Origin of the sequence: Roseomonas chloroacetimidivorans (genome assembly GCF_049629625.1) — a bacterium.
In the GTDB taxonomy this organism is placed as follows: Bacteria; Pseudomonadota; Alphaproteobacteria; order Acetobacterales; family Acetobacteraceae; genus Roseomonas; species Roseomonas chloroacetimidivorans.
Genome location: NZ_JBNBZS010000008.1, coordinates 25,888 through 38,938, shown reverse-complemented (window position 1 = coordinate 38,938; position 13,051 = coordinate 25,888). Strand labels below are relative to the sequence as shown.

Annotated in this window: 13 protein-coding genes; 11 read left to right on the top strand and 2 right to left on the bottom strand. The window is 69.5% G+C overall.

All coding sequences use genetic code 11. The annotated features are described in order from the left end of the window. Window positions 1-7: 7 nt before the first annotated feature. Window positions 8-694: an extensin-like domain-containing protein gene (locus ACO1BU_RS06810; protein WP_424135164.1), complete on the bottom strand. Its 687-nt coding sequence runs from the start codon at window positions 692-694 to the stop codon at window positions 8-10. A 141-nt stretch (window positions 695-835) separates the two neighbouring features. Between ACO1BU_RS06810 and rplM the strand changes: the two genes are divergently transcribed. The 6 genes from rplM (at window position 836) to ACO1BU_RS06780 (ending at window position 4,669) form a co-directional block, all read left to right on the top strand. Further along, a complete protein-coding gene (gene rplM, locus ACO1BU_RS06805; protein ID WP_424135163.1) occupies window positions 836-1,321 on the top strand; it encodes a 50S ribosomal protein L13 in 486 nt (161 codons plus the stop codon). Window positions 1,322-1,323: 2 nt separating this feature from the next. After that, window positions 1,324-1,821: a 30S ribosomal protein S9 gene (rpsI, locus tag ACO1BU_RS06800; protein ID WP_424135162.1), complete on the top strand. Its 498-nt coding sequence runs from the start codon at window positions 1,324-1,326 to the stop codon at window positions 1,819-1,821. 125 nt (window positions 1,822-1,946) lie between these two features. Then, on the top strand, window positions 1,947-2,900 hold the full coding sequence (gene argC / locus ACO1BU_RS06795) for an N-acetyl-gamma-glutamyl-phosphate reductase (protein ID WP_424135161.1): 954 nt from the start codon (window positions 1,947-1,949) through the stop codon (window positions 2,898-2,900). Next, window positions 2,897-3,418 carry a gamma carbonic anhydrase family protein gene (locus ACO1BU_RS06790; RefSeq protein ID WP_424135160.1) on the top strand — a complete coding sequence of 174 codons (522 nt, stop codon included), beginning with the start codon at window positions 2,897-2,899 and terminating at the stop codon, window positions 3,416-3,418. Before argC ends, ACO1BU_RS06790 begins: the two co-directional genes overlap by 4 nt. 14 nt (window positions 3,419-3,432) lie before the next feature. Further along, complete coding sequence (locus ACO1BU_RS06785; protein WP_424135159.1) at window positions 3,433-3,981, top strand: hypothetical protein; 549 nt, start codon at window positions 3,433-3,435, stop codon at window positions 3,979-3,981. Between the two features lie 52 nt (window positions 3,982-4,033). Continuing rightward, entirely contained in the window at window positions 4,034-4,669 is a 636-nt protein-coding gene (locus ACO1BU_RS06780; RefSeq protein ID WP_424135158.1) for a hypothetical protein, read from the top strand. A gap of 33 nt (window positions 4,670-4,702) precedes the next feature. Here the strand turns inward: ACO1BU_RS06780 and ACO1BU_RS06775 are convergent, their stop codons facing one another. After that, window positions 4,703-6,451, bottom strand: a complete 1,749-nt coding sequence (locus ACO1BU_RS06775) for a PHA/PHB synthase family protein (RefSeq protein WP_424135255.1) — start codon at window positions 6,449-6,451, stop codon at window positions 4,703-4,705. Window positions 6,452-7,196: 745 nt separating this feature from the next. Here ACO1BU_RS06775 and ACO1BU_RS06770 point away from each other — a divergent pair. From ACO1BU_RS06770 to recJ, 5 genes are read left to right on the top strand one after another with little or no spacing between them, the layout of a single operon-like run. Continuing rightward, window positions 7,197-7,685, top strand: coding sequence for a hypothetical protein (locus tag ACO1BU_RS06770; RefSeq protein WP_424135157.1), 489 nt, complete (start codon window positions 7,197-7,199; stop codon window positions 7,683-7,685). Between the two features lie 45 nt (window positions 7,686-7,730). Continuing rightward, the gene (locus ACO1BU_RS06765) at window positions 7,731-8,960 is read left to right on the top strand and encodes an LL-diaminopimelate aminotransferase (protein WP_424135156.1); all 1,230 of its coding nucleotides are present in this window, start codon (window positions 7,731-7,733) and stop codon (window positions 8,958-8,960) included. After that, window positions 8,957-10,243, top strand: coding sequence for a homoserine dehydrogenase (locus ACO1BU_RS06760; protein ID WP_424135155.1), 1,287 nt, complete (start codon window positions 8,957-8,959; stop codon window positions 10,241-10,243). Before ACO1BU_RS06765 ends, ACO1BU_RS06760 begins: the two co-directional genes overlap by 4 nt. Continuing rightward, entirely contained in the window at window positions 10,240-11,244 is a 1,005-nt protein-coding gene (gene glpX, locus ACO1BU_RS06755) for a class II fructose-bisphosphatase (RefSeq protein ID WP_424135154.1), read from the top strand. Before ACO1BU_RS06760 ends, glpX begins: the two co-directional genes overlap by 4 nt. Before the next feature lie 49 nt (window positions 11,245-11,293). Further along, window positions 11,294-13,039 (top strand): single-stranded-DNA-specific exonuclease RecJ, encoded by a 1,746-nt coding sequence (gene recJ, locus ACO1BU_RS06750; RefSeq protein ID WP_424135153.1) that lies wholly within the window; start codon window positions 11,294-11,296, stop codon window positions 13,037-13,039. The last annotated feature ends 12 nt before the right edge of the window (window positions 13,040-13,051 follow it).

The following is a 13,051-nucleotide window of genomic DNA, read 5'->3' as shown; positions in this document are numbered from 1 at the left end:
GTCCTCGTCAACGGCATGTGCCCCAGCCTCCCCGGTCCAGGTGGAAATGGTCGCGATGGGCGGCGTTGTAGTCCGGACCGAGCACCGCGCCGAAGACCCGGCAGGCCGAATCCCGCACGGCCCGCAGGAAGGGACCGGCCGAGCCAGGGGCGTTCCAGTCGCGCGGCAAGGCGATGCTGCGGCCGTCGGCCAGGGTGAAGCCCGCGATGTCCAGCGCGTCGGCCGTGGCGTGCCGGCTGCGGCGGCCGTGCTGCTGGTGGTAGATGTTCCGGCAGTTATAGGCGCCGAGATGGTGCACGCCGGTCACGCGCTGGCCGAGGGTCCTCTCAGCGGCCTGCTGCAGCCCGTCGCGCTCGAAAATCGCCCAGGCCGCGGCCAGGGGGCAGTTCACCACGGGGATACTGGGTGAGAAGCGGAGGCTGCTGGGCAGGCGCACGGGCTCCGCGATCCCGCAGCCGTCCCGGAGGGGCTGGGGAGGGAGCCTGTGCAGGGGAATGCCGGAGACGGCGAAGGATGCCTCGCAAAAGCCGGGGTCACGCGCCATGCGGGAGAGCTTGTACCCGGTCAGCAGCCCCGGCGCGTTGCGCAGGTCCAGGGGAGCGGAGGGGTTCAGCTCGGGCGGAAGCACCACCGCCCGGGGCAGCAGCAGCAGGAGCAGAACCAAGAGTGTTAGGAGCAGGAGCCAGCGGCGCATCACGGCCCAAGATGGTGGCGTTTAGCCCCGCAGGGCAGGGGTGCCGGCGTATGTGGTAAGATAATACCACACATCTTTTCCTTGACCTGGGAGCCCGATCCGTCCATACGCGGCGCAATCTTAGGCACTGAACTAGAGAACATGCTCGAAACCCAGACCCGCTCGATCAAGCCGGCCGAGGTCCAGAAGGACTGGATCTTGATCGACGCCGATGGCCTCGTCCTCGGCCGTCTTGCCGCCCTCGTCGCCAACCGCCTGCGCGGGAAGCACAAGTCCACCTTCACGCCGCATGTCGATTGCGGCGACCATGTGGTCATCATCAACGCCCGCCGCGTGCGCGTCACCGGTAACAAGGCCGAGCAGTCGGTCTTCTACTGGCACACCGGCTATGCCGGCGGCATCAAGGGCCGCACGGTGCGGGAGGGCCTCGAGGGCCGCTTCCCCGAGCGGGTGGTCGAGAAGGCCGTGGAGCGCATGATCACGCGCAACAACCTGGGCCGTGCGCAGATGCGCAACCTGCATGTCTATGCCGGTCCCGAGCATCCGCATGCCGGTCAGTCGCCCAAGCCGCTGGATGTCGGCGCGCTGAACCGCAAGAACATCGCCGCCGCGAAGAAGGCTGCCTGAGTATGAGCGAGACCACCGCCACTTCCCTGGCCGATCTCAAGACCCTGGTGGCCGGCACCCCGGCCTCCCCGGAGAACGCCGCCGCTGCTGCGCGTGAGCCGAAGCGCGACGCGCTGGGCCGTGCCTATGCCACCGGTCGCCGCAAGAACGCGATTGCCCGCGTGTGGATCAAGCCGGGCAAGGGCACCGTGGAGATCAACGGCAAGCCGGCCGCGAAGTACTTCGCCCGCCCGGTGCTGCGCATGCTGATCGCCCAGCCCTTCCTGGTGGCCGACCGCTACCAGCAGTTCGACGTCATGTGCACGGTCGTCGGTGGCGGCCTGTCCGGCCAGGCCGGCGCGGTGCGCCATGGCCTGTCCCGCGCGCTGACCAACTATGAGCCGGGCCTGCGCCCGATCCTCAAGAAGGCCGGCTTCCTGACCCGCGACCCGCGCGTGGTCGAGCGCAAGAAGTACGGCAAGCCGAAGGCCCGACGTTCCTTCCAGTTCAGCAAGCGCTGACGCTGGCGGGCCGGCGTCACGCCGGTCCTGTCTGGACTGTTCATCAGGAGGGGCGGCCCGCAAGGGCCGCCCCTCTTGCGTTTCGGCAACCCCAAGCCCCTATTTGCACCCCTGAGGAGAGCCAGATGGCCAAGGGCACGATTCCGAGCGTCTTCATCGACGGCGAGTCCGGCACGACCGGGCTTCAGATCGTCGAGCGCCTTCAGGGGCGGAGCGACATCACCCTGCGCTCGCTGCCCCCCGAGCGCCGTAAGGATCCCGAGGCCAAGCGCGCCCTCTTCGCCGAGGTGGATGCCGTAATCCTGTGCCTGCCCGATGCGGCGGCGAAGGAGGCAACGGCGCTCGCCGCCAGCCTGGGTGCGGATGCCCCGAAGCTGCTGGATGCTTCCACCGCCCATCGTGTGGACCCGGACTGGGCCTATGGCTTCCCCGAGCTGGCCCCCGGCCAGGCCGAGGCCATCGCGGCCAGCCCGCGCGTGGCGAATCCCGGCTGCTATCCGACCGGCGCCATCGCCCTGCTGCGGCCGCTGGTCGATGCCGGAGTCCTGCCGGCCGATTATCCCGTTACCGTCAATGCTGTCTCCGGCTATTCCGGCGGCGGCAAGTCGATGATCGCGCAGTTCGAGGAAGGTGAGCACCCGGCTTTCGAGCTGTATGGGCTGGGGCTGGAGCACAAGCATGTGCCGGAGCTGCAGCATTACTCGCGCCTGGCCCGCCGGCCGATTTTCGTGCCGAGCGTGGGGGATTACCGGCAGGGCATGCTCGTCTCCGTGCCGCTGCATCTGGACCTGCTGAACGGCACGCCCACGCCAGCCGATCTTCAAGCAGTGCTGGAGGCCCATTATCGCGGGGCCGAATTCGTGCGCGTGCTGCCGCCGGATGAGGCGCGGCCGGAGCCGGAGGCGCTGAACGACACGAACCTTCTGGAACTACGCGCCTACGGGAATGCAGCGCTCCGGCAGGCCGTGCTGGTCGCGCGGCTGGACAATCTGGGCAAGGGCGCGTCCGGCGCGGCGGTGCAGAACCTGGAGCTGATGCTGGGCCTGGCCGGCGCGAAGCGGATGGAGCAGGCGGCGTGAGCGGCCCTCTCTACCCCTTCAAGGGCAAGTGGCCGTCCATTCATGAGAGTGCCTGGGTGGCGCCCTCTGCCTCCGTGATCGGCGATGTCGAACTGGGGGAGGGGGCCAGCGTCTGGTATGGCTGCGTGCTGCGCGGGGATACGAACTTCATCCGCGTCGGGCCGCGCAGCAACATCCAGGACGGCACCATCGTTCATGTCGCCCGGGGCACCATCCCCGCCATCATCGGCGCGGATGTCACGGTCGGGCATGCCTGCATCGTCCATGCCTGCACGCTGAAAGACCGTGCCTTTGTGGGCATGGGGGCGACGGTGCTGGACGGGGCGGTGATTGAGGAGGGCGGCATGATCGGCGCCGGCGGCCTGCTGCCGCCCGGCAAGCGGATCGGGCCGAACGAGCTTTGGCTCGGCTCCCCCGCGCGCTTCGTCCGCGTCATGTCCGCGGAGGAGCGAGCCGGATGGGACAAGACGGCCGCCCATTATGCCGAGCTGGCAAGGGAACACCGCGCCAGCCTTTGAGGGACGCCAGCCGCATGCGCCGCATCGCTCCGCTTCTCGTGCTGGCCGTCATGGGATGCACCCCCGTGCGGCAGGAACCAGTTCCGCCGGTGCCGCCGCTGGCGGGGCAGGGAACCCGCAACCCGGCATTCAACGCCATCGAGGGGGCGGCGGAGGCCTTCAGCGGTCCAGCGCGTCTCGCCGGGCGTCCGGCCGACGCGGCGGTTGCCGTCAGCCGGCTCGAATGGGCCACCCTGGCCGTGGCGGCTGACCGCAGCTTCTTCACCTTCAGCACGATCACGCCGCCTTCACTCCAGGCGGCTCGCTGGGAGGTGCGCAGGGCCTTGGGCATCCCGACCGACGTGCCAGGGACCGTGGTGATCAACGGCATGGAAGCCGCGGCCGCCGCGCTCGCCCGTGGGGACACGGCAGCGGCCGCCGCGGCGCTGCCGCCGCCCATTTTCCCGCCGGACATCCTGACCCGGCTCGCGAACCTGCCGCGTATGCCCCAGGCCAACCAGGCCACCCGACGCGCCCAGCGCGACATTGAGTTCGGCCGGATCGAGGACCAGGATCTGGAGTGACGCCAGGGGGCTGGCACGGCATCTTCCCGGCCTCATGGCACAGGATTCTCCGATGACGCGACGCGGTGCGCTGCTCACCCTCCTGGCGCTCGCAACCCTGCCGGGCTGTGATGAGCTGAGGCGCTCCAATGCCAGCTGGCCGCCACCGGCCGGGCTGCTGCCGACGGATATGGATCCCGGCCGCGCGGCCGTGGCGACCCTGGCGCAGGGTATGCAGGGCGCCAGCGCCGGTATCCCGAACGACCCGGCCCGGGTGGCGCGGATGGCTGCCTTGCTGGAATGGCTGTCGGTGGAGCTGACGGCGCAGCCGCGCTGGGCTCCTGTGCCTCGCGCCACGCGCGAGGGCATCGGGCTGGCGCGGGACGAGATGCGCGGGGCGCTCGGGGCCGATCCCCTGGCCGATTCGCCACGCATGGCGGCCGCACTGGCGGCGGCCTATCGCGCGCTGACGGCCGGGAACCGGGACGCTTCAGCGGCTGCGCTGCCTTCCGCACTGTTTCCCCGCGGGGGACAGGCGGCGCTGGGCCGGCTTTCCGATCCCGGGCCGCTGCCGCAAGGCGAGATGGCGACCGCGAATCTGGCCCTGGAAGTCCGGCGGCTGGATGACACGAATGGTTGGGCGGTCGAATTCGACACGCCCGTTCCGCCGGAGCGGGGCGGGCGCGGGTCCGTTCCATTCAGCATCTGAGGAACAGCCGGGGGAGGGTGTTCCCCCGCTGCCTCAATCGCCAGCCATGACCTTCACATAGGTGCCCGGCGCATCCTCCAGCGCCGCCAGGCCGCCCTCGCCGGGTTGGCGGGCCGGGACCATGGTGCGGTCCTGGCTCGTCACCCAGCGCTGCCAGTCCGGCCACCAGGAACCGGCGAATTCGGTCGCGCCCTCGAACCATTCGGCGGGCTGCTCCGGCGCCTTCTCCGCGCTGCCCACCCAATGGCTGTATTTGCCGCTGTCCGGCGGGTTCACCACGCCGGCGATATGGCCGGAGGCGGCAAGAACGAAGCGTACGGGCCCGGAGAGGAGCTGTGTTGCCCGGTAGCTGCTCTTCCAGGGCGCGATATGGTCCTCGCGGGTGGCGAGGAAATAGGTCGGAATCCTGATGTCGCGCAGGTCCAGTGCCTCGCCATCCAGCTCAATCCCGCCGGGCTTCACAAGGTCGTTCTGCTGGTACATGCGGCGCAGATAGAAGCTGTGCATCTTCGCCGGCATGCGGGTGGAATCGCCATTCCAGAACAGCAGGTCGAAGGGAAAGGGTTCCTGCCCCAGCAGATAGTTCTGCACGACGAAGGACCAGATCAGGTCATTGGCGCGCAGCATATTGAAGGTGTCGGCCATCTCCGCCCCCTCCAGGTAGCCGCGCTGGCTCATCTTCGCTTCGATGGACTGGAGCTGCTCCTCGTCGATGAAGACGCCGAGTTCCCCGGTCTCCTCGAAGTCCAGCATGGTCGTGAAGAAGGTGGCGGAGGCGATCCGGTCATCCTTGCGCTTCGCCATATGCGCCAGGGTGCAGGCCAGCAGCGTCCCACCCAGGCAGTAGCCGATGGCGTTCACCTGCCGCTCACCGGTCGCCTTCTCGATGGCGTCGATGGCGGCATAGGGGCCTAGGCGCATGTAGTCGTCGAAGCCCATCTCGGCGAGGGTTTCGTCGGGGTTGACCCAGGAGCAGACGAAGACCGTGTGGCCCTGGGAGACGGCCCAGCGGACAAAGGAGTTCTTCGGACGCAGGTCCAGGATGTAGAACTTGTTGATCCAGGGCGGCAGGATCAGCAGCGGCCGCTTCAGCACCTTCTCCGTCGTGGGGCTGTACTGGATCAGCTCCATCAACTCGTTGCGGTACACCACCTTGCCCGGCGTGACCGCGATGTTTTCCCCAATCGAGAACTTGCTCTCGTCGGTCATGTTGATGCGCAGCTTGCCCTTCCCGCGCTCCAGGTCGGAGAGCAGGTTGGACAGGCCCTTGAGCAGGTTCTCGCCACCGGTCTCGGCGGTCTTGCGCAGGACTTCGGGGTTGGTGAGCCAGAAATTCGTGGGGCTCATCGCGTCCACGAACTGGCGCGTGTAGAAATCGACCTTCTGCGCCGTCTTCGGATCCAGTCCCTCCGCCCCATGCACCACATTGGTGAAGTAGCGGGAGGAGAGCAGGTAGGACTGCTTGATGAAGTCGAAGACCTCGTTCTCGCGCCAGGCTTCGTCCTTGAAGCGCTTGTCGCCCTTCCGCTCCGCGATCACGGGATCAACCTGCGCGCCCAGCATGCGGCGCGCGGTGTTCTGCCAGAGCGTCAGGTAATCCTGCCAGAAGCCGATCTGGGCCTGCATGATGCGCGCGGGATTGGCCATCAGGCGCGCGGTCATCTCCAGGAAAGCCGTGCCGATATTCAGCGGATCAGGATTCGGACGGCCGTCCGCTGTCGTGCTCTGCCGGCGCAGGAAGTCGGCGACGATCCGCTGCCCGCGCTCGGCCACATCGGCCATCGTGCGGCTGACAACGGCCGGGTCGGGCAGGCGAAAGGGAGGCTCAGGCAGGCCCGACAGCGGGGTGGCCGCGGAGGGAGCCGGCTTGGCCGCAGCTTCGGGCTGGGGCGCCGGGCTGGGCTGAGCGGGGCTGGGCGGGGGAACGGCCTGGGGATCAGGCGCAGCCTTGGCCTCCGGGGCTGGTGAGGAGGCCACGGGCCCGGGCGGCGCCGGATCGGCTGCGGAATGGCGGGCATTCATCACCGGCGCGGGGGAGGATTCGGCAATGGCCATGGCGATCCGGGAGGCGTCCGGTTCGGCAGCCGGCACCTCCTGGCCGGGTGGCTTCGCCCGGACCATCGGCGCCTGGATGTCCTGGGACAGGGTGGAGGCAGTGGTCTTCCGGCCGCCCCGGGCCTTCTTCGGCGCGGGTGGGCTGCCCTGCTCGGGGCCGCCAAGCGCCGCAGCGCCGGCCTTCGCCACCTCTGGCGGGGTCCGGCCGCTCTCCCGCTTCTGGCTCATCCGCGTGCTCTCTCCCTTTCCTGGCGGTGCGGCGACTGGCGCGCCGTCGCTCAGGTTTCTCTTCCGTGGCTTCCGCCGGTCGCCAATCTGCGGCAAACCCCGGGCAGAGGAGCGCGCGATGCGAAGGCAGGCCATGCCGGTCCGGCCGGATCTGATCCGGTTCGGGAAAGCTAGGGAGCGGGATTGGGCGAGGCAAGCAGGCCCGGCCCTGCCATTTGTTCCATCTCTGGCCCTTTTGCTGGGCATGGCACCCGTCCTCGGCGGCTGTGTCGGCTCGCCTGGCGAGAGTCCCTGGGAGTTCTACCGCCAGCTCAGCGGGGAGGCGCTGGAAGGCCGGCCCTTGCCGCCCGGGCTGGACCGCGGCAGCCCCAACCTGGCCAGCGTTCCGCAGCGGCCCGCCCGTGGCCCGGCCGCCGAGCGGGCGGAGCTTTCCGCCGCCCTGGCCGCGGCCCGTGCCGCCGCTGAGACACCCCGGCCGTCCGGCGCGCCCGTGCCTGAGCGCCCGGCGACCGAGGGGCTGGCCGCCGTGCCGGCCGCGCCGCCGCCGCCCGCGAGGCTGGCACCCGCCCCGCCTATCGGCACCGGTCCCGCCACGCTGCTGCTGCCGGGGACCACTGTTCCCAGTATCCCAGAGGAGGCGCCGGAGGCGCCACCGGCGGAGATGAACATCCCGGCGCCACCCGATCTCGCGGCGCCACCCAGCTTCCCGCCAATCGCGCCTCGCGGCCTCTGACCGCCGTCGCTATCCTAGCCAAGCAAAGACGCCGAGCACCGGACCATGACCGACGAGTTCCACCGCATCCGCCGACTGCCACCCTATGTCTTCGCGGAGGTCAACGCCGCAAAGGCCAAGGCACGCGCGGCCGCAGAGGATGTGGTGGACCTGGGCATGGGCAATCCCGACAGCCCGACGCCGCCCCATATCGTGGCCAAGCTGATCGAGGCGGTGCAGGATCCGCGGACGCATCGCTATTCCTCCTCCAAGGGAATTCCCGGCCTGCGAAAGGCCCATGCCGCCTATTACGCGCGTCGCTTTGGCGTGAAGCTGGACCCGGAGACGGAGGTGATCGCGACGCTGGGCTCGAAGGAGGGGCTGGCGAATCTGGCCCAGGCCATCGCCTCCCCGGGCGACACGATCCTGGTGCCGAACCCGTCCTATCCGATTCACCAGTTCGGCTTCCTGATCGCGGGCGCCTCCGTGCGTTCCATCCCCTACACGCCGGATGACGAGATGCTGCGCGCGATCGACCGCGCGGTGCGGCATTCCGTGCCCAAGCCGACGGCCGTGATCGTCAACTTCCCGTCCAACCCGACCGCCCTCGTGGCGAGCATCGAGTTCTACCGGGAGCTGGTGGCCTTCTGCCGCAAGCACGAGATCTTCATCCTCTCCGACCTCGCTTATGCGGAGCTGTATTACGGCGACACCCCGCCGCCCTCCGTGCTGGAGGTGCCCGGCGCGAAGGATGTGACGGTGGAGTTCACCTCCATGTCCAAGACCTACAACATGCCGGGCTGGCGCATGGGCTTCGCGGCGGGCAACCCGCGGCTGATCGCGGCGCTGACGCGGGTGAAATCCTATCTGGACTACGGTGCCTTCACGCCGATCCAGGTGGCGGCGACGGCCGCGCTGAACGGGCCGCAGGACTGCATCGCGGAGATGCGCGCGCTTTACAAGGAACGGCGCGACCTGCTGGTGAAGGGGCTGAAGCAGGCGGGCTGGGACGTGCCGTCCCCCGACGCCTCCATGTTCATGTGGGCGCCCATCCCCGAGCGGTTCAGGCATCTGGGAAGTGTCGAGTTCTCCAAGCTGCTGCTGGCCCGCGCCAAGGTGGCGGTGGCGCCGGGCGTCGGCTTCGGCGAGCATGGCGACGACCATGTCCGCATTGCGCTGGTCGAGAACAACCATCGCATCCGGCAGGCGCTGCGCGGGATCAAGAGCTTCCTCCAGGGCGACAATGCGGCGCCCGCCATGGAAGACGCCCACAAGGTGGACGTGGTTCGCGCATGACCCGTCCTCTTGCGGTGGCGGTGGCCGGCCTGGGCACTGTCGGAGCCGGCGTTCTCGGGTTGCTCCGGCAGAATGCGGAAATCGTGGCGGCGCGCGCGGGGCGGCGGATCGCTGTCACGGCGGTGTCCTCCCGAGACCGGACGCGGGATCGTGGCATCAGCCTGGAGGGGCTGCGCTGGTATGACGATCCCATCGCCCTGGCGAATGACCCGGCGGTGGATGTGGTGGTCGAGACGATCGGCGGCAGCGAGGGGCCGGCGCGTGCGCTGATCCAGGCGGCGCTGGCGGCGGGCAAGCCGGTGGTGACCGCCAACAAGGCGCTGCTGGCCATCCATGGGGCGGAGCTGGCGGAGCTCGCCGCGCGGTCGAACGTGCCGCTGGCCTTCGAGGCCGCGGTGGCCGGCGGCATCCCCGCCATCAAGGCGATCCGCGAGGGCCTGGCGGGCAACCGCATCACCCGCGTCACCGGCATCCTGAATGGCACCTGCAACTACATCCTGACCCAGATGCGCGAGCGCGGGCGGGAATTCGCGGAGGCGCTGAGCGAGGCGCAGAAGCTCGGCTATGCCGAGGCAGACCCGACCTTCGACGTGGACGGGATCGACGCAGCGCATAAGCTGGCCATCCTGGCCGCGCTGGCCTTCGGGCGGCCGGTGGATTTCGGCGCGGTGCATGTGGAGGGCATCCGGGCCGTCTCGGCGCTCGACATCAAGCTGGCGGAGGAGCTGGGCTATCGCATCAAGCTGCTCGGCATCGCATCCTGCACGAATGGCGGGGTAGAGACGCGGGTGCACCCCTGTATGGTGCCGGTTTCCCACCCGATCGCGACCGTGGATGGCGTGTTCAACGCCGTGGTGGCCGAGGGCGACCATGTCGGCCGTGTGGTGCTGGTCGGGCGTGGCGCGGGCGCCGGACCAACCGCGAGCGCGGTGGTGTCGGACCTGGTGGATATCGCGCGTGGGCGCCACACCCCGGTCTGGGGCGCGGAATCCTTCTCCGCCCTGCCTTCTGTGGGCATGGAGCGGCATTCCGGAGCTTATTACCTGCGCCTGATGGTGGTGGACCGGCCGGGCGTGATCGCCGATGTGACCGCCGCGCTGCGCGATGCCGGGATCAGCCTGGAATCCATGATCCAGCGCGGCCGCGCGCCTGGCGAAGCCGTCCCAGTGGTACTGACCACCCATGAATCGCGCGAGGCCGCGATGCGCGAGGCCCTCGCGCGCATCGCGGCGCTCGACGCCGTGCTTGAACCCCCCGCCCTCATTCGGATCGAGACGCCATGAGCCAGACCCCCTCCATCAATCCGAACGCGCCGCTTCAGAGCGACCGCAACCTGGCCATGGAGCTGGTCCGCGTGACCGAGGCGGCGGCCATCTCGGCCTCCCGCTGGATCGGGCGGGGCGACAAGAACGCGGCCGACGGTGCCGCGGTGGACGCCATGCGCCGCGCCTTCGACAGCGTCGCCATCACCGGCACGGTGGTGATCGGCGAGGGCGAGATGGATGAGGCGCCGATGCTCTATATCGGCGAGAAGGTCGGCGCGGGCGGCCCCGAGGTGGACATCGCGGTGGACCCGCTGGAGGGCACCTCCATCTGCGCCCGCGGCATGCCGAACGCGATCGCGACGCTCGCCGTCGCGGAGAAGGGCGGGTTCCTGCACGCGCCCGACATCTACATGGACAAGATCGCGGTCGGCCCCGGCCTGCCCGAGGGCGTGGTGCATATCGATGCCAGCCCGAAGGAGAACCTGAAGAACCTGGCCCAGGCGAAGAAGGCGGATATCGAGGATCTCGTTGTCTGCATCCTGGACCGTGATCGCCACAAGGACATCATCCGCGCCTGCCGCGAGGCCGGGGCGCGCATCATGCTGATCCCGGATGGCGATGTGGCGGGCGTGGTCGCCTGTTCCCAGCCGGAAGCGGGCGTGGACATGTATCTGGGCTGGGGCGGTGCACCGGAGGGCGTGCTGGCGGCGGCCGCGCTGCGCTGCATCGGCGGCCAGATGCAGGGCCGGCTGATCTACGAGAATGACGAGCAGCGCGAGCGCGCCAAGGCCATGGGCATCTCCGACCCGGACCGTATCTTCAAGGTGGACGACATGGCACGGGGCGACGTGATGTTCTCCGCCACCGGCGTGACCAGCGGCGCGATGCTGCGCGGCGTGCGGCGGCATGCGAAGGGTGCGGTGACGCATTCCATCGTCATGCGTAGCAAGACCGGCACGGTCCGCTACATCGAGGGCCACCACAACTTCGCCACCAAGCCGAACGCCTTCATTGCCTGACACGGGTCTCCTGGACGCCGGAACCGCCTCCTCTGAGGCGGTTCTTGGCGTGACGCGCAGCGTGACTGGCCGCCGCTGGGTGTGGCGTGAGGCCGATGCGCGCACGGGTCTGGCCATCGCGCAACGGCTGGATGTGCCGGAACTGGTGGGCCGCCTGCTCGCTGCGCGCGGGGTGGGGGTGGAGGCCGCGGCGGATTTCCTGGAGCCACGGCTGCGGGCCATGCTGCCCGACCCGTCCTGCCTGCGCGACATGGACCGGGCGGCGGAGCGGCTGGCCCAGGCTGTCCGCGCTGCGGAGCAGGTGGCGGTCTTCGCCGATTACGACGCGGACGGAGCCTGCGCCGGCGCGCTCATGGTGCGCGTGCTGCGCGACCTGGGCGTGCCCGCCACCCATTACGTGCCGGACCGGATCAAGGAGGGTTATGGCCCGAACGCAGCGGCCATCGCGGCGCTCTGCGATGGCGGGGCGACGCTGATCGTCTGCGTCGATTGCGGCATCGCGGCCCATGCGGCGCTGGAGGCGGCGCGAGGCCGCGCCGATGTGGTGGTCCTCGATCACCACAAGGCCGAGGGACCGCCGCCGGCCATTCTGGCCACGGTTAACCCGAACCGGCTGGACTGCGATTCCGGCCTCCGCACCCTCTGTGCGGCTGGGGTGTGCTTCATGGCGGCGGTGGCCCTGCACCGTGTCCTGCGCCGCACCGGCTTCTTCGAGGGGCGGGCGGAACCGCCGCTGCTGGATCTGCTGGACCTCGTCGCCATCGCGACCGTCTGTGACGTGATGCCGCTGACGGGGCTCAATCGCGCCCTCGTATCCCAGGGACTGAAGCTGATGGCGCGGCGCGGCCGGCCGGGCGTTGCCGCGCTGCTGGAGGTGGCAGGGGTGAAGGACGCACCCAATGCCCATTCCCTGGGCTTCGGCCTCGGGCCCCGCATCAATGCCTCCGGCCGGATCGGCGAGAGCGATCTCGCGCTGAAATTGTTGCTGGAGGATGATCCGCTCGAGGCCAAGGCCATGGCGGAGCAGCTCGACAGCACCAACCGCCGCCGCCAGGAGGTGGAGGCAGAGGTGCTGGGCACCGCGCTGAGCATGGCGGAGAGGGCGGTGGCGGCGGGCCATCCGGTGCCACTGATCTGCGGCGAGGGCTGGCATCCCGGCGTTGTGGGCATCGTGGCCGGGCGGGTGAAGGAGAAGTTCAACCGGCCCACGCTGGTGGCCGGGATCTCGGACGGGATCGCCAAGGGGTCGGGGCGCTCAGTGCCGGGTATCGACCTTGGCGCGGCCATCATTGCGGCGCGCCAGGCCGGATTGCTGGAAACAGGTGGCGGGCACGCCATGGCCGCGGGCTTCAGTTTCCGGTTGGAGAAGCGCGACGCCTTGCAGACTTTCCTGAACGAACGCCTGGCCCGCGCGGCCGATTTGCCGGATGCGGCGGCGCTGGTCGTGGAAGGTACGCTTTCGGTTTCCGCCGCGAACACGGTACTGGCGGAACAGGTCGGGCGCCTCGCCCCGTTCGGTACGGGCAATGAGGAGCCGATCTTCGCGCTTCGCCGGGCCCGGGTGGTGCGCGCGGACCGCGTAGGGAAAGAGGGCGGCACGATCCGGCTCTTTCTGGAAGGGGAGGGGGGAGGGCGGCTCAAGGCCGTGTGCTTCCGGGCCAAGGAAGGGCCGCTCGCGGATCTTCTGCTGAAGGCGCGCGGGATGCCGCTTCATCTCTGCGGTACGCTCCGCGCCGAGAGCTGGAATGGCGAGGTCTCAACCTGCCTGCATGTGCAGGACGCCGCCCCGGCCTGAGGCCTTTCGGGT

Excerpts from the sequence above, each read along its gene's own strand:
- ACO1BU_RS06810 (WP_424135164.1), bottom strand. The coding sequence starts at position 694 with ATGCGCCGCTGGCTCCTGCTCCTAACACTCTTGGTTCTGCTCCTGCTG.
- rplM (WP_424135163.1), top strand. The coding sequence starts at position 836 with ATGCTCGAAACCCAGACCCGCTCGATCAAGCCGGCCGAGGTCCAGAAG.
- rpsI (WP_424135162.1), top strand. The coding sequence starts at position 1,324 with ATGAGCGAGACCACCGCCACTTCCCTGGCCGATCTCAAGACCCTGGTG.
- argC (WP_424135161.1), top strand. The coding sequence starts at position 1,947 with ATGGCCAAGGGCACGATTCCGAGCGTCTTCATCGACGGCGAGTCCGGC.
- ACO1BU_RS06785 (WP_424135159.1), top strand. The coding sequence starts at position 3,433 with ATGCGCCGCATCGCTCCGCTTCTCGTGCTGGCCGTCATGGGATGCACC.
- ACO1BU_RS06780 (WP_424135158.1), top strand. The coding sequence starts at position 4,034 with ATGACGCGACGCGGTGCGCTGCTCACCCTCCTGGCGCTCGCAACCCTG.
- ACO1BU_RS06775 (WP_424135255.1), bottom strand. The coding sequence starts at position 6,451 with ATGGCCGATGTGGCCGAGCGCGGGCAGCGGATCGTCGCCGACTTCCTG.
- ACO1BU_RS06770 (WP_424135157.1), top strand. The coding sequence starts at position 7,197 with ATGGCACCCGTCCTCGGCGGCTGTGTCGGCTCGCCTGGCGAGAGTCCC.
- ACO1BU_RS06765 (WP_424135156.1), top strand. The coding sequence starts at position 7,731 with ATGACCGACGAGTTCCACCGCATCCGCCGACTGCCACCCTATGTCTTC.
- ACO1BU_RS06760 (WP_424135155.1), top strand. The coding sequence starts at position 8,957 with ATGACCCGTCCTCTTGCGGTGGCGGTGGCCGGCCTGGGCACTGTCGGA.
- glpX (WP_424135154.1), top strand. The coding sequence starts at position 10,240 with ATGAGCCAGACCCCCTCCATCAATCCGAACGCGCCGCTTCAGAGCGAC.